The organism is Sorangium sp. So ce1036 (assembly GCF_051369805.1).
Classification (GTDB): Bacteria; Myxococcota_A; Polyangia; order Polyangiales; family Polyangiaceae; genus Sorangium; species Sorangium cellulosum_F.
This window is the reverse complement of sequence record NZ_JBBMOX010000001.1, coordinates 2,659,262-2,681,351: the sequence shown is the minus strand read 5'-3', so window position 1 is coordinate 2,681,351 and position 22,090 is coordinate 2,659,262. Positions and strand designations below refer to the sequence as shown.

Genomic DNA, 22,090 nt, shown 5'->3' with positions numbered 1-22,090 from the left:
CTCACTGGCTCTCCGGCAAGTGCTTGAGGATCGCCTGCAGCACCTCGTCGGTCTTCACCCCCTCGGCCTCCCCCTCGAAGTTGAGGAGCACGCGGTGGCGCAGCGCGGGCAGCGCGCACGCGCGCACGTCGTCGACCGACGCCGCGAACCGCCCCTCGAAGAGCGCCCGGATCTTGGCGGCGAGCAGCAGCGCCTGCGCCCCCCGCGGCGACCCGCCGAACTTCACGAACCGCTTCACCATGTCGAGGCTGCCGTCCTCGGTCGGGTGCGTGGCCTGGAGGAGCCGCACCGCGTAGTCCTGGACGTGCCTCGCCACGGGCACCTCGCGGACGAGCCGCTGCATGGCGACGATCCGCTCCTTGTTCAGGACCGGTCGCACGTCGATCGCCTCGGACCCGGTGGTGCGCTCGAGGATCGAGTTCAGCTCGTCGCGGCTCGGGAACGGCACCTGCAGCTTGAAGAAGAACCGATCGAGCTGCGCCTCGGGGAGCGGGTAGGTCCCCTCGCTCTCGAGCGGGTTCTGCGTCGCCAGGACGAAGAACGGCTCCTCCAGCGTGTAGCTCTGCCGCGAGACCGTGACCCGGTGCTCCTGCATCGCCTCGAGCAGCGCGCTCTGGGTCTTCGGCGTCGCCCGGTTGATCTCGTCGGCGAGGACGATGTTCGCGAAGATCGGCCCCTTGCGGAACGAGAACGCCCGCTGCCCGCCCGCGCTCTCATCGATGACGGTCGTGCCGATGATGTCCGCGGGCATCATGTCGGGCGTGAACTGGATGCGCGAGAACTGGAGCTCGAGCGCCTCGGCCATGGTGCGGACGAGCATCGTCTTGCCGAGGCCCGGCACGCCCTCGAGGAGCGCGTGCGAGCCGGCGAGCATGCACGTGAGCACCCCGTCGACCACGTCGCGGTTGCCGACGATGACCTTCCCCACCTCCTCGCGCAGCTCTCCGATGCCCGCGCGGAACTCGTCCACCTCGGCGCGCGCTGCTTCCTTCGTCTTCTCGGCCATATCATCCTGCGTGGAGCCCGCTGTCGCGGGGCGTCCGTAGAGGCGCGGTCGCGCTCGAGCCGCCGGCTCGAGTCACTCGCGCGGCCTGATGAGCTGGAAGTACCGGTTCACGTAGAACCGGTATCCGTCCGGGATCTGGTCCTTGTTGATCTGCTGCTCTGCGACGGTGTGATAGTCGGTGAAGACCTTCTTGTAGCCGGTCCCCTTGAACCCCCGCTCGGCGGCGCTGAGGATCACCTCGCTGTTCGAGGGCCCCTGCTGCGTGTCGAGCCCCTGCGCGTGGACGTCCTGGGTCCCCATCTTCGGGTCCGTGCGCTTGCCCGCCACCTCGCCGCCGCGCCCCGAGCCGGCGCCGTCGCCCCCGGGCTGGTTGCCGCCGGAGTTGCCCTTGTCGCCCCCCTGCCCGTTCTGCCCCTGACCTTGCCCGCCGGGCAGCAGGATCTTCTTGCCCCCGGGCCCGATCACCCACTGCTGGCCCTGGCCCTGGCCGTCCTTGCCCTGGCCGCCCTGCCCTTCCTGCTCGCCGTTCCCCTGCCCCTTTTGCCCCTGGCCCTGCCCCTGCTGCTCGTCGCCGCCGCCCTGGTTGCCGCGCGCCCGCTTGCCGAAGCGGAGCATCCTCGCCATCCGCTGCTGGCCTCCCTGGCCCTGCTGGCGCAGGAGCTCGCGGAGCTCCTCGAGCCGCTGGCGCAGCTCCTCCTTCTCCTTCTCGGACATCTCCTCCTGCTGCATCCGGTTGATGTCCTCGGCGGCCTGCTCGAGATCGTCCGCGGACATCCCGAGATCCCTCAGCAGATCTTCTGCGGCCTTGGCGAGCTCCCGGTCGAGCCGATCGAGCTGCCGGCCCGTCCGCTCCTTCTGCTCGGCGTCGCGGTCGAGCCGCTCCAGCTCGCGCTCCTTCTTCCGGAGCAGCCGCTCCTCCTCGGATCGCTGCGGGTCGCTCGCGGCGGCCTTCTGCTTCTGCTTGAGGAGCTGCTCACGCGCCTCGGCGCGCTTCTCGTTGATCGCGGCGAGGGCCTCCTTGCGGCGTGAGGCCGCCTCGGCGAGCGCCTTGCGCAGCCGCTCCAGCTCGGCCTTGTTGAGCTTCTGCTTCTTGTCCCGGAGCTTCTCGGCGAGCTCCTTCAGGTCCCGCTTCGCCTTCTCGAGGTCCTTCTTCTCGAGGGACTCCCCGGCGCTCTTCGTCAGCTCGCTCCGCTTGAGGTCGATCCCGGTCTCCTTGAGCGCCTCCTCGAGCGCCTTCAGGTCGGCCTCGGCGCCCTTGAGGAGCTCGCGCTCGATCGCCTCCATGCGGCGGAACGCCTCGGTCCGATCGAGGCGCTTGTTGGCGATGTCCTCGATGAGCTGGTTGAACCGCTCGACGGCCGCCTTCACCTCCGGGCTCTGGTCCTGCCGGTCGAGCGCCTTGGCCGCGTCCTTGAAGAGCTCGATGTCGTCGGGCGACATGGTGAGCGCGTCGATGGTCTGCGCGACGGGCGCCACCTTCCGCGGGGTGCGCACCTCGAGGAGCGCCACCGCGAGCAGGCCGAGGGCGACCGCGGCCGAGGCCGCGAGATCGCGCGGGAACGCGAGCGGCGCGGCGCCGGCGGGGCGGAGCCCTGCGGCGTGCTCGCAGGCGTCGTCGATCGCCGCCTCCATCAGCGGAGTGCGCTGCGCCGGGGGCAGCGCCTCGAAGGCGAGGGCGTTCGTCAGGCGGTCCGAGAGGCCGTGGTGCCGGTCGAGCGCCATCGTGCCGGACCGCGGGGGCAAGCGGCGGAGCATCGCGAGGGCGAGGGTGGCCAGCACGAGCAGCCCCGCACCGACGAGGATCTGCCGCGTCCGGAGCTCGCTCAGCTGCCCGGGCAGCGCCTTGTGGACCGCGAGCGTCCCGGCGGCGATCGCCAGCGCGAGGGTCAACGCGCTCGGCAACGCGCGCAGCGCACGCCCAAGCCGCAGCCTCAGCTCGACCGCGGAGGCGGCGCGGCGAATACGATCCAGGTGCTTCGTGCGAGAGTCGCTCACGGTGCTCGTCGCTCCGGGCGCCCCCCCGCGGGGCCCCTCGAAGTGGAAACGTCAGGGCATTGTACCTGCTGACGGGTCACGCGCCCGAAAGTTCCTGGGAGCGCGCGCGGCGCGTATGGGAGCGCGCGCGGCGCGTACGAGCACGACGCACGCCGCGCCTCGGTGATTCCCCGCGCGACGGCAGCATCCGCCGCGCGAGGGCAGCGTCCACCGCGCGCTCGCGTCGCGGGGGTCGCGACGCGCCGAGGGCGAAGGGCCGGACCCCGTCCCGATTTCGGACCGGACGGCGCCCCTGCGTCGGACTCAGCGGACGGACACGAGCGTTGTCGTGAAGGGATGACACCGGGCGCCGCGCGCAGCGCGGGCCCTGGGTGGGATCACGTCGCCGTCTTCTTCCTGGACGCGGCCCTCTTCGACGACGTCCTCTTCGACGCGACCGTCTTCCTCACGGCCTTCTTCTTCGGCGCGGGCCTCTTCGCCGACGTCCGCTTCGACGCGGCCGTCTTCCTCGCGGCCTTCTTCTTCGGCGCGGGCCTCCTCGCCGACGTCCGCTTTGACGCGGCCGTCTTCTTCGGCGCGGCCTTCTTCGCCGACGCCCGCTTCGACGCGACCGTCTTCCTCGCGGCCGTCTTCTTCGGCGCGGCCTTCTTCACCGGCGTCCTCTTCGACGCGGCCTTCTTCACCGGCGTCCTCTTCGACGCGGCCTTCTTCACCGGCGTCCTCTTCGACGCGGCCTTGTTCTTCGCGGCCTTCTTCGCCGACGCCCGCTTCGACGCGACCGTGTTCCTCGCGGCCTTCTTCTTCGGCGCGGCCTTCTTCTTCGGCGCGGCCTTCTTCGCCGACGCCCGCTTCGACGCGGCCTTCTTCCTCGCGGCCGGCTTCTTCGACGCGGCGGCCTTCCTTGCAGGCGTCTTCCTCGCCGGGGCGCGCCTCGCCGCCGCCTTCTTTTTCGTGGTGGCCGACGGCCTCGCGCGCGCACCGGAGGAGGGATCCTCGGCAGCCTCGCCCTCCTCGTCCGCGATGCGCGCCTGGACCGTGCCGCCGTCCGACAACGGTTCCGGATCGGACACCGGCTCCGGCTCCGATTCCGATTCCAGCTCCGGCTCCGATTCCAGCTCCGACTCCGGCTCCGATTCCAGCTCCGGCTCCGATTCCAGCTCCGGCTCCGGCTCCGATTCCAGCTCCGGCTCCGATTCCAGCTCCGGCTCCGGCTCCGATTCCAGCTCCGGCTCCGGCTCCGATTCCAGCTCCGGTTCCGGCTCCGATTCCAGCTCCGGTTTCGCGTACCGCGCGAGCGTCTCGCGCACGCGCTCATCGAGGTCCGACAGGTTGAACGGCTTGTTCAACCAGGCGTCCGCGGCGAACAACGGCGACGTCATCTCGTTCAGGTTCTCACCGATGCCGGTGAGCATGATGACCCCGGTGCGCACGAAGGGCCGGCCGTCGGCGCCGTCGCTCTTCAGCCGTTTGCAGACCTCCCAGCCGCTCATGCCGGGCATCATCACGTCCAGGATCACCAGATCGGGCACATGCTCGCGCGCGAGCTCCCAGGCGGCATCGCCCTCGGAGGCCTCGATCACGGAGAAACCAAGGTTCCTCAGGTGACGCGCAACGAGGCTCAACATCGCCGGCTCATCGTCGGCCACCAGCACGCGGGGCGGCGTCATGCTCGCGGAAGGCATCGTGGATGCGGATGAGAGTACGTGCGCGCGGATCGGTCAAGAGGTAACGCTCCGCGCAGCGGCTCGGGCCGGCGCGACCCGAGCCCGCCCCCGGCCTCGCCCCCCCTCGGGGACCGAGGCCGGGGGGGTGCTGCACGCCGCCGAGGACGCGCTCACGGGACGCGCTCACGCGGCGCGCGCGAGGGCGATCTTCTCGGTCTGCCCCGCCGCGTAGAAGCGGCGGAGCGCGGCCAGCAGCTCGGCGTGCCGCCCCCGGCGGGAGAACTCGGCCTCGAGCCGGCCCGTGAACCGCGCGGCCAGCTCGTTCGCGATCCGGTACCGATCGCCGGTCTCCGTGCCCGGGGGATCCATGAAGGCGACCCGCTCGAAGAGGCGAGCGCGGATCCGGGCGGCGCGCTCGGGCTCGAAGCGCGCCGGCCCCGGCCGGGCGACCTCGTGGTGCCCGGGATGAGGCGGACCGGGGAGCCCGACCTCCTCGGCCAGGCCGCCGTGGACGAGCAGCACGTACTTGTCGACCTCGGCCTGGAGCTCGAGCTCGAGCTGGGTCGTCGGGAGCTCCCTGCGCGCCCGCTCGGCCACGTAGAGAAAGTGGCTCACGCCCTCGACGATCTGGCAGATCTCGTCGAAGGTCCCCTCACGCCCCCGCGAGATCGCCCGGCGCGGCAGGTGCAGCGCCACCTCGATGTCGCCGTCCGCGTGCCGGATCAGCAGCGCTTCACGCGCCGCGCCGTCCGTCGGCCGGATGAAATCGTCGACGGCGGGCGCGTCGTCGAGCGCGTAGGTCCGGGCGAGGTGCCGCTGGATCCGCGCAGGAAAGGTCGCGCCCTGCATCAGTTGAGCCCACCGGTCCCGCGGCTCGGCACGAGCCCGCGCGCCCCCAGCTCCTCGGCGAGTCGGGAAGAGCCCGTACGAAGCCAGCGCTCGTACAGCCGGAGCACGGAGCGCTCATCCCGGGCGCTGGACGCGAGCGTCCCGTCCGCCACATCGTTCAGGACGCTCACGAACCGCTCGAACTTCTCGGCCAGCTCGGAAAGAACATCCGGGCCCTGGCCGACGCGCGCGTTGAGGCGCAGCATAGCGGCCGCATGGTGGTACGCGGACGAGCCGACCCCGACGACGTAACCACGATCGACGCCCTTGAGCTCGATATGGCCACCGAAGAAGCCGACCGCGTAGAGCACGCCGTCGCCGAGCGCGCGCAGCCGCTGGAAGCGCTCGGCCCCGGTGGACTCCAGGGCATCGCGCAGCAGAAAGGTCAGAGGCTGGTTGAAGGCGGACTCGACATGCTCGTCCGGGTGAGCGAACGCACAAAGCAGGCCGACGAGGTAACTTGACGCCGCCTCGGTCGCAGCGACGTTCCTGACGCGGAGCGCCTCGTCCACAACCTCCTGGAAATAGCGGGTCATGCTCGGGGACACGGAGATCGCTTGGCTCACGGGGGCACCTCACAGCTCGCGCGGGCGCCCTGGATACCGAGGTAACCCGGGCCACCACGCGCTCAGGTCGACCAGACACATCCTGTCGGCCTCCATGGGTCTGGAGACCGTGAGGGCTTCGCGTCACTGGGCTGCCGCATTTTCGCCCTCATGCGCTCAATTTAGCCCACGAACCTGGCCGAGCCCAGCTTCACGCCACGCGCTTTCCCTGCGATCTCCAGGACTTACAGCCACCGCTGCGCCTGGCTGCCAACGCGTCAAATACCGACCTGGGCCGCGCTTGACACCCCTCAGGGGGTGGCTATCTTCGGCGCCGCTCGCTAGCACTCGCCATAGGTGAGTGCTAGCAAAGTGCCCAGACTGCAATCGTACGGGACCTTGCGGCCTGCTCACCCGGGCCACCGGGTCCTGCCGTCTTGTGGGACGCGGCGCTCGTCCCCGGAGGATTCGCACACATGAAGATTCGACCGCTCCAGGACCGCGTGATTGTTCAGCGCGTGAAGGAAGAAGAGAAGACCAAGGGGGGTCTCTACATCCCGGACACCGCGAAGGAGAAGCCGATCGAGGGCACGGTGATCGCCGTCGGCAACGGCAAGGTCGGCGAGGACGGCACCGTGCGGAAGCTCGACGTCAAGGAGGGCGATCGCGTCCTCTTCGGCAAGTACTCGGGCACCGAGGTGAAGATCGACGGCGAGGAGCACCTCATCCTCCGCGAGGATGACATCCTCGGCGTGATCGAGAAGTGACGCGGGCGTCAGCAGGAACTTAGGAGAGACATCATGGCAGCCAAGGAAATCATCTACAACGAGTCCGCCCGCAGCATGATCCTCGCGGGCGTCAACGCCCTCGCCGATGCGGTCAAGGTCACCCTCGGCCCGAAGGGGCGCAACGTCGTCATCGAGAAGAGCTTCGGCTCGCCGACGGTCACCAAGGACGGCGTGACGGTCGCCAAGGAGATCGAGCTCGAGAACCGCTTCGAGAACATGGGCGCCCAGATGGTCCGCGAGGTCGCCTCGAAGACGAGCGACATCGCCGGCGACGGGACGACCACCGCGACCGTGCTCGCCCAGGCGATCTACCGCGAGGGCTCCAAGCTCGTCGCCGCGGGCCACAACCCGATGGAAATCAAGCGCGGCATCGACAAGGCGGTCGAGGCGATCGTCGAGCACCTCCGCGGCTCCGCCAAGCAGACGAAGGACGCGAAGGAGATCGCGCAGGTCGGCACGATCAGCGCGAACGGCGACGAGACGATCGGCAAGCTCCTCGCCGACGCCATGGAGAAGGTCGGCAAGGAGGGCGTGATCACGGTCGAGGAGGCCAAGAGCGCCGACACGACCCTCGACGTGGTCGAGGGCATGCAGTTCGACCGCGGCTACCTCTCGCCGTACTTCGTGACCGATCCGGAGGCCATGAAGGCGAACCTCGAGGACTGCTACATCCTCATCTCGGAGAAGAAGATCTCCAACATGAAGGATCTGCTCCCGGTGCTCGAGGCGATCGCCAAGGCCCAGAAGCAGCTCCTCATCATCGCCGAGGACGTCGAGGGCGAGGCGCTCGCGACGCTCGTCGTGAACAAGCTCCGCGGCACGCTGCACTGCGCGGCCGTGAAGGCGCCGGGCTTCGGTGATCGCCGCAAGGAGATGCTGAAGGACATCGCCGTCCTGACGGACGGCCAGGTGATCGCGGAGGAGCTCGGGCTCAAGCTCGAGAACGTCACGATCAGCGATCTCGGCCGCGCCAAGACCGTCATCATCGACAAGGACAACACCACGATCGTCGGCGGCCAGGGCAAGAAGGACAAGATCAAGGCCCGGCAGCAGGAGATCCGCGCGCAGATCGAGAACACGACGAGCGACTACGACCGCGAGAAGCTCCAGGAGCGCCTGGCGAAGCTCGTGGGCGGCGTCGCGGTGGTCAAGGTCGGCGCCGCGACCGAGACCGAGATGAAGGAGAAGAAGGCGCGCGTCGAGGACGCGCTGCACGCGACCCGCGCGGCCGTCGAGGAGGGCATCGTCCCGGGCGGCGGCGTGGCGCTCATCCGCGCGCAGAGCTCGCTCGACAAGCTGCAGGTCAACGACGAGCAGCGGTTCGGCGTGAACATCATCCGTCGCGCCATCGAGGAGCCCCTCCGCCAGATCTCGGCCAACGCGGGCGAGGAAGGCTCGATCGTCGTGCAGAAGGTCCGCGAGGGCAAGGACTCGTTCGGCTACAACGCGGCCTCGGGCGAGTACGGCAACCTGCTCGAGATGGGCGTCATCGATCCGGCGAAGGTCGTCCGGTCGGCGCTCCAGAACGCGGCCAGCGTCGCCAGCCTGATGCTCACGACGGAGGCGCTCATCGCTGAGCGGCCGAAGGAGGAGAAGGCGGCGGCGGGCGGCGCTCACGCGGGCCACGGCCACGACTTCTGATCGCGGCGCCGGCTGCTGAGCCGAGCGGGCAAGGGCCGGCTTCCCCTGGGGAGCCGGCCCTTCGCCATTTCGACTTCCGGCAGGCGGCGACGCGTGATCTGATCCGCCTCAGGTTCGCGATGAGCACCCTGACTACCGAGCGCCTAGAGCTCACCCCGGTCTCGCTGTCCCTGCTCGAGGCGGTCATCCGCGGCGATCGCCTCGAGGCCGAGGCCCTGTCCGGCGCGCGCTTCCCCGACGCCTGGCCCGGGCGCGCGCTCGTCGAGCGCGCCTTCAGCTCCCCGCTCGATCGGCTGCGCGAGGATCCGGAGGCCTTCCTCTGGGGCACGCGGCTGATGGTGACGCGCGAGCTGGGAGCGCGGGTCGTCGTCGGCAGCGTGGTGCTCAACGGTCGGCCCGACCCGACCGGCACCGTGGAGATCGGCTACGGCGTGGAGGGCAAGTCCCAGGGGCAAGGCTATGCGACCGAGGGGTCGCGCGCCGTCCTGCACTGGGCGTTGCAGCAGCCGGTGGTGAGGCGCGTGATCGCCACGACCCCGGCGTGGCACCGCGCGTCGCTCCGGGTGATCGAGAAGCTCGGGATGCGCCCCACGGGAACGCTCGAGCACGACCTCCTGGGCGAGCTCCTCGTCTTCGAGCGCTTCCGCGAGTAGCCCGCCACCGCCCGCGCCCGGGCGCCCCCGCGACGAGCCCGCCACCGCCCGCGCCCGGGCGCCCCCGCGATGAGCCCGCCGCCGCCCGCGCCCGGGCGCCCCCGCGACGAGCCCGCCGCCGCCCGCGCCCGGGCGCCCCGCGACGAGCCCGCCACCGCCCGCGTCCAGAAGCGGGTCGCCCGCGCGGGTGTCGCGCGCGGCGCGCTCCCCCGTGCGGCTCACTCTCCCACGCAGCTCACGCCGCCCCGCGGGTCGCGCCGCCGGGCCCACTCGCACATGGTCATGCCCGCGGCGATCGCCACCGGGTACGAGTGGTTGATCCCGTACATCGGGATCGCGATCACGTCCTCGCACGCGTCGAGCAGCACCCGCGGCAGCCCGTCGTCCTCGCTGCCGAAGAGGAAGACGAGCCCGCGCGGCAGCGGCGCCTCCCAGAGGGTCCGCCGCGCGTGGTCGCGCTCGACACCGATGAGCGGGCGGCCGCGCGCCGCCTCCAGGAACGCCGCCTCGTCGGGGCACTCGATGATGGTCTCGTACTTCTGCATGCCCATCGAAGCGCGCTCGTAATAGGGCTCGGTGCCGATCAGGAAGATCTCCCGCACCAGGAACGAGTGCGCGACGCGGATGATGGCGCCGATGTTGAACGGGTTCTTCGCGCGGCAGACCGCGACCGAGAAGTCGTGCCGCAGCGGCGCGAGCTCTTCGCGGATCTCGGCGGTGGTGAGCCCGAACGGCGGGATCTTCACGGCGTGCTGGTCCTCCTACTCGACGGCCCCGAACCGATCGAACAGCGGGTAGATGGGCCCCTCGTGGACCCGGATCCGCTCGGTCGCGCCGGTCTCGTGCTTGACCAGGAGCACGAGCCCGGTGCGCGGCACGGCGTCGAGCGCGGCGCGGACCTGGCTCGAGGAGATGCGCCGCACGGGGCGCCCGGCGATCTCCAGCACCTCGTCGCCCGGACGGAGCCCGGCGCGCTCGGCGGGCCCCCCCTCGATGATCCGCGAGACCACCACGGAGCCCGAACGCAGCTCGTACCAGAGGCCGAGACCGAACCTCGCGTGGGCGGGCTCGAACGCCAGCGTGAGCGAGCCGCCCCCGTTCAGATCGACATGGATCTCGCCGGCGGCGCGGTGCGCGTCGGTCGGTCGACCGATCTCGCGCACCCCGATCGGCTTGTCGAGGAACGGGTCCGCCTCCCAGACCTCCACGCGCAGCCGGTCCTCGGGCAGGATGCGGAAGTTCCCGCTGGGGCCACCGGGCCAGGTCGGCTCCAGGGTGTCCTCCTGCGCGTCGGTCCGGAAGATCTCCCTGCCGTTGACCAGGACGCGCGCGTACGGGTCCGGCAGCTTGCCCGCGCCCTCATCCCAGGCCCGACCGTCCCGGGTGCGCTCGGGGATTCGCGCCCAGACGATCCGGAGCCACCGGACGTCCTCGGGCGGCGGCGGGTGGAGCTCCAGCTCCGGCGGAGGGGCGCGGAGCGGGGTCGCGAGCTCGGGGTAAAGGACCGAGCAGCCGCCCGCGATGAGCAGCGCGAGGAACGCAGGCATGCAGAGCGCGCGACGCTTCCGTTGGGCCAAGATGACGCCCATTTTTGGCCGGAGCCGGCGTCAGCCGCAACTAAACCGTGCTATTTCGGGCGTGCATGCAGGACCTGCCCGTCATCGCCACCAGCGACCTCAGCGCGCACGTCGGCCGCACCGTCACGCTCCGCGGATGGCTCTACCACAAGCGCTCGAGCGGCAAGCTCCACTTCATCGAGCTGCGCGACGGCTTCGGCACCGTCCAGTGCGTGATGGCCAAGGGCGACGTCGGCGACGACGTGTTCTCGGCCGCGGACAAGGTCACGCAGGAGAGCGTGATCGAGGTCTCCGGCGAGGTGAAGGCGCACCCGAAGCGGGCCGGCGTCTTCGAGGTCGCGGCGTCCGGCTTCCGCCTGCTCGGCCCGACCGTCGGCGAGTACCCCATCTCGCCGAAGGAGCACGGGACCGATTTCCTCATGGATCACCGCCACCTCTGGCTGCGCTCGCGGCGGCAGCACGCGATCCTGCGCGTGCGCCACACCATCATCCAGGCCATCCGCGATTTCTTCGACGGGCGGGGGTTCACGCTCGTCGACGCGCCCATCTTCACGCCGAACGCGTGCGAGGGGACGAGCACGCTGTTCGAGACCGACTACCACGGCGACAAGGCGTACCTCACCCAGTCCGGGCAGCTTTACATGGAGGCGGCCGCGGCCGCGTTCGGGAAGGCGTACTGCTTCGGGCCCACGTTCCGCGCCGAGAAGTCGAAGACCCGCCGCCACCTGGCCGAGTTCTGGATGGTCGAGCCCGAGGTGGCGTTCATGGACCTCGACGGCGACATGGATCTCGCGGAGGACTTCCTCTGCTTCATCGTCGAGCGCGTCCTCGAGCGGCGCCGCCCCGAGCTCGCCGTGCTCGAGCGCGACGTCGGGAAGCTCGAAGCCGTCAAGAAGCCGTTCCCGCGCATTCGCTACGACGAGGCGGTCGCCCTCCTGAACGAGGCGCGCGCGGAGAAGCGGAAAGCAGGAGAGTCTGGCGTTCCGGACTTTCCCTGGGGAGAGGATCTCGGCGGCGAGGACGAGACGATCCTCTCCAGCCGGTACGATCGCCCCCTCATGATCCACCGCTATCCGGCCGGGGTGAAAGCCTTCTACATGAAGCGCGATCCGGCGGACGCCCGGCTCGCGCTCTGCGTCGATGTCCTGGCGCCGGAGGGCTACGGCGAGGTGATCGGGGGCGGGCAGCGCGAGGACGACCTCGCCACGCTCGAGCGGGCCATCGAGACCCACAGGCTGCCCCCCGAGGCGTTCCGCTGGTACCTGGATCTCCGCCGGTACGGCACCTCCCCGCACGCGGGCTTCGGGCTGGGCGTCGAGCGGAGCGTCGCCTGGATCTGCGGTCTGCCCCATGTGCGCGAGACCATCCCGTTCCCGCGCATGCTGAATCGCCTCGCGCCGTAGCTACCGACGGGGCGGCCGAGCGCTGGCGCGCGCTGCGGCATGCCACGGCGCGATGCGCCACGGCCGCGTCGACGCGACGGGCCAGCGCGGGGAAGCCCATGAGGCTAGCCGCTTCCCACCCTGTGCACGGTGGGAGATCGCCACGTGGGGGCGCGCCGAGTGAGAGGTGACGCGACCAGCACGACGCGCCGAGGGTGGTGTGGTCAGGCCTTGCCCGCAGCCGCCCTCGCCGCCGGGGGATCCGTTTTTGCTCCGCTTGCAGAGCGACTCTGTCGTATCAAGAAAGCATAGGGTGCAACCGGCGACCCGGGCTCGCTCGGCCTGCCGATGGAGCCACCCCTGCTTGCAGATGAGGGAGCGCTCTACCGGCGAGCCGGGCACTGCCCCCGCCTCCCCGACCAACTCGCGAGGACAAAGCTATGGCTCGTCTCGTCGGCTTCATCGGTAACCGTCCGGATCTCGGCGCGCGTGCGATCGAGCTCGAAGACCGTGCCCTCACGGTTCGCCGAAGGGAGGGCGTGATCCCTGGCTGGGGGGTCGGCTTCTACCAGGGAGGAGAGATCCTCTTGAAGCGCCGGCCGATCGACGATCGACCGGAGATCAGCCTGGTCGACATGACCAGGGACGTGCGCGCCGACATCCTCGTGGCGCATGTCCGGGCTGCGACGGTCGGCAGCCTGCGCACCGAGAACACGCACCCGTTCCGTTACCGGCAGTGGTTGTTCGCTCACACGGGCACGGTCGAAGGGTTCGCCCGGCTGCGGGGCCAGCTCAGCGACTCGCTGCCGCAGTTCCTCCAGCGCGACGTTCGCGGCGAGACCGACAGCGAGATCCTTTTCCACCTGTTCCTGTCCTTCCTCCACGACAGCGGCCAGCTGGATCGGCCCAACGTGGACGCGGCCAGCGCGCGCGCGGCCCTCCGGTCCTCCATCGCGCTCGTGGATCGGCTCTGCGCGGAGGAGGGGGCAGGGCCGAGCGCGATGAACATCGTGGTCACGAACCCGGAGTACCTGCTCGCGGCCCGCGGCGGCGCGGGGATGGCGTACCGTATCTACCAGGGCAGCGACGACATGGAGCGGCTGCTGAGCGACGGTGGGCTGGGCCGGATGCGCATGCCCGACTACGCCGCGAGCCGGCTGACGCTGGTCGCTTCGGACTTCGAAGACGATCTGGTCCCCGCGGGGTGGATCCCCGTCGGCGAGCGTGCGATCGTGACGTTCACGCGCGCCGATGAGCCAGCGATCGAGCCCATCTGAACGCCGTCGTCGCCCGCATCGGAACCTGGCGCCATCGCCGCCGATCGGCGTCCCTGGCTCTCCGTCATCGCGGCCGGCCGGCATCTCGGGCCGGCCGCTCGCGCGTCCCGCGCGGCGCATCGCCGTCGCGGTCCTCAGCGCGTCACTCGTGGGATGTGGGGTCGGAGGATCGGTTGCGTTTCCCACCGCCTCCGAGCTCCCGGACGAGCGTCGTCGCCCTGACGGCGTGGCGCTCGATCCGGCAAGCAGCCCGCCGCCACCGACGAACCAGGCCGAGGCCAGTGACAGCGTCGTGACCCTTCGGACGCCGCTCGGGATCGGCCTGGCGCTGGAGGTCGTGGCCGAATTCTTCAAACGGGTGGTCGCCGAGGACAGCGAGGCCCTGAGCGAGCTGCTGACGCGCGACGCCCTCGCGATCCACACGGGATCCGGCGGGCACGGGCAACCGCCGAACGCCGGCCTCTGGTGGGAGCAGCGGTTCCGGAGGCTCGAGTACGAGAAGCTCGCGGGTGAGCCCATCTACCGCGAATCGGACCTCCAGATCTTCCGGGCGGACGACGTGCTCGCGTCCCCGCAGCACCCCGCGATCCAGCCGGACACGCTGGACGATCAGGACGTCGTGATCCGCGTGCCCATCGTGACCGCGCGGGTCGCGACCGACCGGCTGCTCGGCGACGAGATCGTGGTCTGGCTGCGCCGAGATGGTCCTCGATTCAAGATCTACCGGCTGCTCGAAGACTTTCAGATCCAGTAATCTTTGCGCCTGTGCCGCATCTCCGGCAAGATCAGGGCTCGATGAACCGCCTCAAGGTCGCGTTCGTGGGCTCCGGTGGGGCGGCGCGCGGGCTGGCGCACCTCGGTGTGTTGAAGGCCTGCGAGGAGCTCGGAATCCATCCAGAGATCTACGTGGGCGCGGGAGCTGGTGCGCTGGTCAGCGCGACGTACGGGCAGGACATCCCGCTCGACGTGCTGCTCGACGCATACCGGCTCCCCTGGAGACGCCGTCACCGCGGACCCCGCCTGCACGTGTCGAGCTTCTTCGGGGCCCCTGCCCTGCGCGACCTGCTCGACCCGGGCTACCTCTGCTCGGGGGTGTTCTCGATCGACCGGCTCGAGCGCTACGTCCGCCGGACGTTGCCCATCAACGACTTCCGGCAGCTACCGCACTCGGTCTACGTGACCGCCGTCGACGTCGACAGCACGAGGCGCGTCGTGTTCGGCCCAGGCTACGACGAGGCCACGCCGATCAGCCAGGCGGTGGCGGCCAGCTGCTGCGTGCCCGGCCTGTTCCGGCCTTACCGCATCGAGGGGCGCTACTACCTGAGCGGCGAGGTGATCCGGACGCTCTCCGCCGATGTGGCCGTGAACGCCGGCGCGAACATCGTGATCATCTCCAACATCTACCGCCCGGAGGAGCGCGACGGGTCGCACCGCTCGATCGCGAGGAGCGGCGCGCTCAGCGTCGTCCGGCAGTCGCTCAGCATCCTGCTCGCCGAGAAGGAGCGCCGTGGGGTCGAGCTCCTCTCCAAGCTCTACCCGAACGTCACGTTCCTCGACGTGGCGCCCGCGATCGGGCGGTACAGCTACATGAACCGGTTCGCCGCGAAGCCGCTCATCCTGCGCGGCTACCGCACGGCGCTCCGCGTGCTCGCCGCCGCCAAGGAGCGGGGCGTCTTCGACATCCCGTCCTCCAAACGCGCCCTCAACTAGAGCGGCGGTCGCGCTACATCCCCGCGATGATGCGGTACTCGTTCTGGTGCTCCACCAGCTCGAGGCGGTTGTCGTCCACCTTGCGGCGCCACTCCTCGCCCTGGCGACCCGGGATGCGGTAGCTGGCGCTGTAGGTGTAGTCGACGTAGATGACGTCGTCCTCCTTGATGACGCGTCGGTAACGGATCTCGTAGCGGATGGCGCGCGCGTCCTGGAACTTGCCGGTCAGGTACTCGCGCAGGCCGGCATAGTCGAGATCGTCCGATGCATCGATGTTGCCGCCGTCCTCGTAGTACTTCGGCGAGGCGAGCTGGAGGAGCGCGCCGACGTTCTTGCTCTCCACCGCGTTGCGATACCGCTCGCAGAACGAGATGATCTTGCGGTTGTCCTCGCTGTCCTCGACATCCGTGTTCGGGATGTAGTGGGTCGCGCAACCGGCGAGGACGGTCGAGGCGACGACCAGGAACGAAGCGACAGCTTTGGTTTGGCGGCAGAGCATACGCGGGCAGGACAACGCTCGAGGGACGCGGCGGATTCCGGTCGGGGACCTTGCCAGATCGGAGCGCCGATCGGCAAGCGAAGCGATCACGACCACCGTGGATGCCCCGAACGGCTCACCCGTGCCGATCGAGCCAGCGGAGGAGGGCGAGGTGGCCGACGGGCCCCTCATGATCGACAGGGAGATCAGGGTCCACCTCGCGCAGACGCGCCGGGTCGCTTGGGTCGGCCTGAAGGAGGAGCGCCACGGCGCCACAGGCGAGCGAGCGCCCGCCTGCGCCGGTCAGATCGAGGAGCTCACGCGCGACCGGCCCCGCGTCGTCGGCGGCGAGGACGACCATGCGATCGGCGTCGGAGGTGGCGACCAGCCCGGCCGCGGCGCGGAGCGCCTCGAGCGCGCCGCCGAGCCCGGCGCTCACCGCGAAGCTCGGCCCGGTGAGCTGATACGCGATGGCGCACTCGCCCGCGATCGCGTTCGGCGAGGTGGCGGGGAAGAGGCGCGGCTCGACGAAGCGGGCGCCGCGCGCGCGACGGCGGGCGTCGTAGACCTCGTTGGTGTCGAGGGTGGCGAGCGCATGGCCGGCGACGATGCCCGCGCCCCGCAAGGCGTCGGCCCCGACCTGCGCGGCGAGGGCGACCACCGCGGACAGCCCGAGCCGGCAGAGCGCGTCGAGGCGCGCGAGGCGATCGCGCGCGATGCCGGTCGCCTCGGCGAGGCGCCCGAGGTCGACGTCGGCGCTCGTCACGCGCGCGTGCGCGCGGAGGAACACGGGGCGGGCGCGCCGGGGGCGGCGCCCGCTCGCGGACGACGTGAGCAGCAGGGCGGCGTTGGCGCCGCCGAACGCCGCCGACAGCTTGAGCGCGGCGTCGAGCCTTCGAGGCTCGGCGCGCGCGAGCAGGAGCGCCGGTGCGTCAGGATCGAGCTCGCCCTCGGACGCCGCCGGCGGGGCGACGGACGCCCTGAGGGCGGCCGCGGCCGCGAGCGACTCGAGCGCGCCCGCTGCCCCGAGCGTGTGCCCGATCTGGGCCTTGAACGGGTGGACCACCGGCGGAGAGGGGCTCGCATCCGGCGGCGCCTCGGGGCCGGGCGGCGGGCGGGGCGCCGCGAACACCGCGGCGATCGCGCGCGACTCCATCGCGTCGTTGTACGGCGTCGCCGTGGCGTGAGCGCTGACGAGCCCGACGCGCGAGGCGGGCCACCCCGCGTCGGCGAGCGCCGCGGCGCCGGCGCGCGCGAGCCCCGAGCCCGTCCGATCCGGGGCGGTGATGTGCACCGCGTCCGTCGACGCGCCGAAGCCGGCGACGCGGAACATGACCGGGGCGCCGCGGCGCCGGTCCTCGCGCACGAGGGCGACGATGGCGGCGCCCTCGCCGAGCGCCATGCCGTCGCGGCCGAGGCCGAAGGGGCGAGGCCTGGACGCCGAGGTCGCGCGGAGCGCCTCGAAGCCGGCGGCGACGAAGACGCTGAGGGCATCGTAGCCGCCGGCGAGCACGAGATCGCACGCGTCGCGATCGAGCCACCGGAGGCCGAGCCCGATGGCCAGGGTGCTGGCGGCGCACGCGGCGAGCAGGTGCGTGCGAAGCGGCGTCCGCTCGAGCCCGAACGCGGCGAGCGCCTCGTTGAACGGCGCGAAGTAGGCCGCGCCCCGGGCCAGCTCGGCGAGCGCGCTGGCCGGGGCGCCCTCGGCGCGGGCAGCGAAGAACCGCTCGGCGGTGAGCATGCCGCCGCTGGAGGTGCCGAGCGCGATGCCGAGGCGCTCGCGACGAAAGCCCGGGCGCGCGTCCTCCAGCGTCGCGAGCGCCTGCGAGAGCGCCGCCTTCAGGAGATCCGCGGCGCGATCGGCCCCCGCCGCCACGCCGAGCTGCGCGGGCGCGCGCGCGGCGAAGGGGCGCAGGAGGCCGGCGCGGGCGAGCTCCGCGTCGCGCGCGATGGCGACGGGCGCGGGCTCGCCCACCTCGGGGACGCGGTAGGCGAGCGGGCCGAGGCCGAGCGCGGAGACGGCGCCCGAGGCGATCACGCACGCGTCGCTCACGATCCACCCCCCGCGCGGATCGCGTCGGGATCGACGAAGGCGCGGGGATCCGGGGCGCGGCCCCGCTCCTCGGCCTCGCAGGTCACGGTGACGAGCAGCCCGGTCGAGGCCTGCGCGTAGCGGACGTCGCCGCAGCCCAGGCCCTCGGCGATGACGACCTCCTCGTCGAGCCGGCGCCGGCGCTCGCCCTCCCCGGCCGCCCACGTCGTGCGGCGCGCTCCGATCACGCCGCGATCGTTGACCCGCAGATCGATCACGGCGTCGCCGTCACGCAGGATGAACGCGTCCGTGCCGTCGGCGCGCTCGTACCAGAGCAGCGTCCCGGCCGCGGGGCGGAGCATCCACCAGCGGAGGAAATCCACCGGCAGGCCGCGGCGCGCGGCGCGCGGCGTCGAGGCGTCGCCGCGCCTCAGCAGATCGAGCGCGGGGACAGCGAAGCGGAAGCGATCGCCGCGCGCCCACAGATCGAGCGCGGTGGTGCCGCCCGGGCCGAGGAGGATCATCCGGAGCGCTCCGTCCGCGGCGAGGCCCGCGCTCCCCGCGGGGCGCGCGCGCCCATCGGCCGCCGGCGGGGCGATCGCGATCGCGCCGCGCGCCTCGAGCACCTTGCCCGTGCGCGGCTCGCGCAGCGCGAGGCGCACGCGGAGGGTGCGCGGGCCAGCCCCCTCGACCTTTCGCCGGAGATCGGCGAGGCGCCGGCGCCCCTCGCGCCAGGCAGGCGCGCCGCGCCGCGCGGCGGACGCGCCGGCCGACGGGTGCGGCAGGAGCAGCGCGAGCTCGGCGTCGAGCGGTCCGCCGCGCCGCGCGGCCGGCGCGGCGCAGGCGGCGGCGCACGAGAGCGGGAGCAGGAGGCACGCAGCGCGGACGAGGCGATGCGCACGACGGCCAGGCGCGAGCGGCGATGTCGTCACGCGTCGCCGGGCGCGACCAGCAGGATGGCGTATCCGCGGTCCGGCGCGCCGCCCAGGATGAGCACGCTCGCGAGGGCGCCGCTCGCGAGCGCCGCGACAGCCGCCGCAGCGGCGAACCCCCCGGCCCCCTCGTGGTCGCCCGCGCGCGAGGCCAGAATGGAGCGCGGCACCTCGGCCCACGGCGAGCCGCGCAGGCAAGCGACGAGGCGTTCCTCCTGCCGCCCGATGAACACGGCGGCCGGCGATGGGACGCCGTGCCGCGCGCCCTGCGAGGGGATCGCCGGAGGGCCGGCGGGCGCCGGCGCTCCCGCGAGCATCCCCACGCCGTCTCCGCGCCACGAGGTCCAAAAGGCCACCCTGGCCAAGGTGCGCGCCCCGCGCTCCCGCGCGTGCGCGTCGCTCTCGAAGAGGACCACGGCGGCGCCCTCGCTGCGCACACCGCACTGGGCGACCTCCGAGCAGATCGGGCCGAGGCATCGCTCGATCATCGGGCTCGCCTCCTCGACGCTGCCGGCGGCGAGCGCCTCCCCCTCCCCGGCCGTGATGAGCTCGATGGCCGTGACCATGGCCGCCTCCGCGGTCGCGCCGAGATCGGCCATGGCGAACACCGGCCCGCGGAGGCCCAGATAGATGGAGGCGTGCCCGACCGGGGACGAGGGGACCAGGTTCGGGAAATCGGCGGGGCTCGCGAACTTCGCGCCCTTGTCGTAGATGCGCCGCATGTACGCGGTCGAGGCGTCGACGCTGCCGAAGGACGCGCCGACGATCGCGCCGGGAAAGGCGCGGCTCGGCGTGACCGCGAAAGGAGGGGCGCCCGCGCTCGTCCCGGCGTCGCCCGCGTTCGCGCCGGCCTCGCCCTGAGCCGCCCCCGCGAGCCCCGCGTCCGAGATCGCCGTGAGGATCGCGGCGGTCGTCAGCCGGCCGGCGCGGTCGAGCCGCCGGGCGCGCGCGAGATCGAGGTGCGCGCCCGCATGGAAGGCGATGGCCCCCTCGGTCGGCGCGGGGCCTGGCTCGAGGTACGCGGCGCCGCCGCGCGAAGCGAGGACCCCGAGCGGACCGATCGTGGCGGCCGCGGTCACGACCACCGAGCGCCGCCGGGGCGCGCCGTCCGCGCCGGGCGGCGGCGGAAAACGACCGGCCTGCGCGAACACGAGCACGCTGTCCGTCCCGCCGAAGCCGAAGGAGTTCGACATCGCCGCCCGGATCGGCGCCTTGCGCGCCTCCTTGAGGTGCACGAGCTGGCACTCCGGGTCGACCTGCTCGAGGCCGCAGGTCGGCGGCATCACGCCGCGCGCGACGGCGAGCGCGGTGATCGCGGCCTCGATCGCGCCCGCGGCGCCGAGCGTGTGCCCGATTTGCCCCTTGGACGAGGAGACGGCGATGCGGTCCACCTCGGCGCCCAGGCAGGCGCGCAGGGCGGCGCTCTCCATGGCGTCGTTCAGGGGCGTCGCGGTGCCGTGCGCGTTGATGTAGTCGAGATCCGAGGGCGCGAGCGCCGCGCACCGGAGGGCGTCCCGCATGACGCGCGCGGCGGTGCGCCCCTCGCGCTCGGGGTTGGTGATGTGGTGCGCCTCGGCACCCGTCGCCCAGCCGCGCAGCTCGACGATCGGCTCCGCCCCGCGCGCGCGGGCGGCGTCCTCAGGCTCGAGGAGCAGGAACGCCGCGGCCTCGCCGAGGTTCAGCCCCGCGCGCCGCCGGTCGAACGGGCGGCAGGGCTCCGGATCCACGGCCGAGAGCGCGCCGAAGCCGGTGTACGTCAGCCGGCAGAGGCCATCGGCGCCCCCCGCGAGCACACAGGTGGACAGGCCGGCCCGGATCCAGGCCGCGCCCAGCAAGAGGGCGTTCGCGCCGCTCGAGCAGGCGCTGCAGACGCTCCTCGCCCGGCGGAACGGGCCGACGGCGGCGCGGACGTGATCGGCCGTCGACGAGAGCGGATGCGAGAGCATGCGCTTCAAAGGAGCGATCGCGCTGGGATCGTGCGATAGCCACGCGAGCAGCTCCTCGGTCTCGAACATCCCGGCGGTCGTCCCGCCGACCACGAGGTCCACCGGCGTCGCCCCGAGGTCGACGCCGGCGTGCGCGAGCGCCTCGCGGGCCGCGAGCACGGCCATCGCGTCGGTTCGAGACCACCCCTCGGCCTCGCCCGGCGGAGCGACCTCCTCCGGGGAGAGATCGCGGACCTCCGCGACCATGCGCCCGCGCGTCCCCGCGATCTCGAACAGGGACAGCGGCCGGAAGGCCCGCTCCCCTGCGATGAGCCGGTCCATCGTCGCCATCGCCCCGCGCGCCAGCGGCGAGACGACCCCGATGCCCGTCACCCAGATTCGCACGATGGAACGGCTCTCTCCGACCGGATCACGCCGCCGCGATCGACTTGGTGATGTGGGCGACGAGCGCGTCGACCGACGCGAAGATCGGCCTCGCCTCGTCGCCCTCCGGGATGCGGACGCCGAAGCGCTCCTCCACGCTCATGGCGAGCTGGAGCGCGTCGAGGGAGTCGAGCCCCAGCCCCTCACCGAAGAGCGGCGCGGCGTCGTCGATGTCTGCCGGCGTCTTTCCCTCGAGGTTCAGCTCCTCGACCATGAGCTCTTTTAACTTCTGCCGGACGTCCTGCGCGTTCATGGGCACGTCCCCGCGGGGTAGCACAATTCCGCGCCTTTCCACCAGAGGGCAGAACTTTTTCTGCCGGTTTGGTAAAGAGCGCCCATGGCCCTCGTCGACTACGCCACCTCCGCAGGCGTCGCGCTGCTCACGCTGAATGATCCCCCAGTGAACGGCTACACCCACGAGATGATGAAGGATCTCGACGCGGCCATCCTCGAGGCCCGCTTCGATAACGATGTACATGTCATCGTCATCACCGGGCATGGCGAAAAGTTCTTCTGCGCCGGGGCGAACATCAACATGCTCCGCGAGTCGGATCCGACGTTCAAATACTACTTCTGTCTCCATGCCAACGAGACGTTGAGCCGCCTCGAGCACACGCCAAAGCTCTGCATCGCGGCGCTGAACGGCCACACGGTGGGCGGCGGGCTCGAGATCGCGATGGCGTGCGACCTCCGCATCGCCCGCAAGCACGCCGGCAAGATCGGCCTGCCGGAGGTCGCGCTCGGCGTCTTGCCTGGCACGGGGGGCACCCAGCGCCTCGCCAGGCTCATCGGCAAGTCTCGTGCGATCCAGCTGATGTGCGAGGGTCAGACGTTCGATTTCGAGACGGCGCTCGCGTATGGCCTGGTGAACGACGTCTGGGAGACGGCGTCCCACGACGAGTTCATGGACCGGGTCCTCGCGTACAGCCACACGTTCACGCTCCCGGACCGCGCGGCGCTGGCGGTCGGCCGCATCAAGCGCGCCGTGCAGACGGGCTTCGAGATCGGCCTGGAGCAGGGGCTCGCCCTCGAGCGAGAGCTCCAGGCCGAGCTGTTCGCTTCGGACGACGCCCGCGAGGGGCTCGCGGCCTACATGGAGAAGCGGAAGCCGATATTCCAGGGCAAGTGAGCTCGCCGGCAGGGCGCGTGAGCT

20 protein-coding genes are annotated in these 22,090 nt (G+C 71.7%); 8 read left to right on the top strand and 12 right to left on the bottom strand.

What is annotated here, in order from left to right; translation table 11 throughout:
- Position 1 precedes the first annotated feature (1 nt).
- From WMF31_RS10290 to WMF31_RS10270, 5 genes are all read right to left on the bottom strand, one after another.
- A complete protein-coding gene (locus WMF31_RS10290) occupies positions 2-1,006 on the bottom strand; it encodes an AAA family ATPase (protein WP_129351351.1) in 1,005 nt (334 codons plus the stop codon).
- A gap of 72 nt (positions 1,007-1,078) precedes the next feature.
- Positions 1,079-3,001 (bottom strand): hypothetical protein, encoded by a 1,923-nt coding sequence (locus tag WMF31_RS10285; protein ID WP_436601760.1) that lies wholly within the window; start codon positions 2,999-3,001, stop codon positions 1,079-1,081.
- Positions 3,002-3,378: 377 nt separating this feature from the next.
- Complete coding sequence (locus WMF31_RS10280; protein ID WP_436601759.1) at positions 3,379-4,626, bottom strand: response regulator transcription factor; 1,248 nt, start codon at positions 4,624-4,626, stop codon at positions 3,379-3,381.
- A 222-nt stretch (positions 4,627-4,848) separates the two neighbouring features.
- Entirely contained in the window at positions 4,849-5,514 is a 666-nt protein-coding gene (locus tag WMF31_RS10275) for a hypothetical protein (RefSeq protein ID WP_436601758.1), read from the bottom strand.
- Positions 5,514-6,119: a hypothetical protein gene (locus WMF31_RS10270; RefSeq protein ID WP_436601757.1), complete on the bottom strand. Its 606-nt coding sequence runs from the start codon at positions 6,117-6,119 to the stop codon at positions 5,514-5,516. The genes WMF31_RS10275 and WMF31_RS10270 overlap by 1 nt, the downstream gene beginning before the upstream one ends.
- Before the next feature lie 455 nt (positions 6,120-6,574).
- Here WMF31_RS10270 and groES point away from each other — a divergent pair, with 455 nt between their 5' ends.
- The 3 genes from groES (at position 6,575) to WMF31_RS10255 (ending at position 9,180) form a co-directional block, all read left to right on the top strand.
- A complete protein-coding gene (gene groES, locus WMF31_RS10265; protein WP_020738934.1) occupies positions 6,575-6,865 on the top strand; it encodes a co-chaperone GroES in 291 nt (96 codons plus the stop codon).
- A 33-nt stretch (positions 6,866-6,898) separates the two neighbouring features.
- Complete coding sequence (gene groL / locus WMF31_RS10260; RefSeq protein WP_436601756.1) at positions 6,899-8,527, top strand: chaperonin GroEL; 1,629 nt, start codon at positions 6,899-6,901, stop codon at positions 8,525-8,527.
- Positions 8,528-8,646: 119 nt separating this feature from the next.
- Positions 8,647-9,180, top strand: a complete 534-nt coding sequence (locus tag WMF31_RS10255) for a GNAT family N-acetyltransferase (RefSeq protein WP_436601755.1) — start codon at positions 8,647-8,649, stop codon at positions 9,178-9,180.
- A 218-nt stretch (positions 9,181-9,398) separates the two neighbouring features.
- Here the strand turns inward: WMF31_RS10255 and WMF31_RS10250 are convergent, their stop codons facing one another.
- Both WMF31_RS10250 and WMF31_RS10245 read right to left on the bottom strand, forming a co-directional pair.
- Positions 9,399-9,926, bottom strand: a complete 528-nt coding sequence (locus tag WMF31_RS10250; protein ID WP_436601754.1) for a TrmH family RNA methyltransferase — start codon at positions 9,924-9,926, stop codon at positions 9,399-9,401.
- 15 nt (positions 9,927-9,941) lie between these two features.
- A complete protein-coding gene (locus WMF31_RS10245; RefSeq protein WP_436601753.1) occupies positions 9,942-10,727 on the bottom strand; it encodes a PDZ domain-containing protein in 786 nt (261 codons plus the stop codon).
- 95 nt (positions 10,728-10,822) lie between these two features.
- Here WMF31_RS10245 and asnS point away from each other — a divergent pair, with 95 nt between their 5' ends.
- The 4 genes from asnS (at position 10,823) to WMF31_RS10225 (ending at position 15,126) form a co-directional block, all read left to right on the top strand.
- Entirely contained in the window at positions 10,823-12,160 is a 1,338-nt protein-coding gene (asnS, locus tag WMF31_RS10240; protein ID WP_436601752.1) for an asparagine--tRNA ligase, read from the top strand.
- A 518-nt stretch (positions 12,161-12,678) separates the two neighbouring features.
- Positions 12,679-13,416, top strand: a complete 738-nt coding sequence (locus WMF31_RS10235) for a class II glutamine amidotransferase (RefSeq protein ID WP_242515251.1) — start codon at positions 12,679-12,681, stop codon at positions 13,414-13,416.
- A gap of 292 nt (positions 13,417-13,708) precedes the next feature.
- Positions 13,709-14,170: a hypothetical protein gene (locus WMF31_RS10230; RefSeq protein WP_436601751.1), complete on the top strand. Its 462-nt coding sequence runs from the start codon at positions 13,709-13,711 to the stop codon at positions 14,168-14,170.
- Between the two features lie 41 nt (positions 14,171-14,211).
- Entirely contained in the window at positions 14,212-15,126 is a 915-nt protein-coding gene (locus tag WMF31_RS10225) for a patatin-like phospholipase family protein (RefSeq protein ID WP_436601750.1), read from the top strand.
- A gap of 13 nt (positions 15,127-15,139) precedes the next feature.
- Here WMF31_RS10225 and WMF31_RS10220 read toward each other — a convergent pair whose 3' ends face one another.
- From WMF31_RS10220 to WMF31_RS10200, 5 genes are all read right to left on the bottom strand, one after another.
- Positions 15,140-15,625 carry a hypothetical protein gene (locus tag WMF31_RS10220; RefSeq protein ID WP_436601749.1) on the bottom strand — a complete coding sequence of 162 codons (486 nt, stop codon included), beginning with the start codon at positions 15,623-15,625 and terminating at the stop codon, positions 15,140-15,142.
- A gap of 115 nt (positions 15,626-15,740) precedes the next feature.
- On the bottom strand, positions 15,741-17,657 hold the full coding sequence (locus tag WMF31_RS10215) for a beta-ketoacyl synthase N-terminal-like domain-containing protein (protein WP_436601748.1): 1,917 nt from the start codon (positions 17,655-17,657) through the stop codon (positions 15,741-15,743).
- Positions 17,654-18,568 carry a hypothetical protein gene (locus tag WMF31_RS10210; RefSeq protein ID WP_436601747.1) on the bottom strand — a complete coding sequence of 305 codons (915 nt, stop codon included), beginning with the start codon at positions 18,566-18,568 and terminating at the stop codon, positions 17,654-17,656. The genes WMF31_RS10215 and WMF31_RS10210 overlap by 4 nt, the downstream gene beginning before the upstream one ends.
- Complete coding sequence (locus tag WMF31_RS10205) at positions 18,565-20,898, bottom strand: beta-ketoacyl synthase N-terminal-like domain-containing protein (RefSeq protein ID WP_436601746.1); 2,334 nt, start codon at positions 20,896-20,898, stop codon at positions 18,565-18,567. Before WMF31_RS10205 ends, WMF31_RS10210 begins: the two co-directional genes overlap by 4 nt.
- Before the next feature lie 25 nt (positions 20,899-20,923).
- Positions 20,924-21,190, bottom strand: coding sequence for a phosphopantetheine-binding protein (locus WMF31_RS10200; RefSeq protein WP_165373379.1), 267 nt, complete (start codon positions 21,188-21,190; stop codon positions 20,924-20,926).
- An 84-nt stretch (positions 21,191-21,274) separates the two neighbouring features.
- On the opposite strand from WMF31_RS10200, the gene WMF31_RS10195 reads away from it, so the two are divergent.
- Positions 21,275-22,066: an enoyl-CoA hydratase/isomerase family protein gene (locus WMF31_RS10195; RefSeq protein WP_436601745.1), complete on the top strand. Its 792-nt coding sequence runs from the start codon at positions 21,275-21,277 to the stop codon at positions 22,064-22,066.
- Positions 22,067-22,090: the final 24 nt, after the last annotated feature.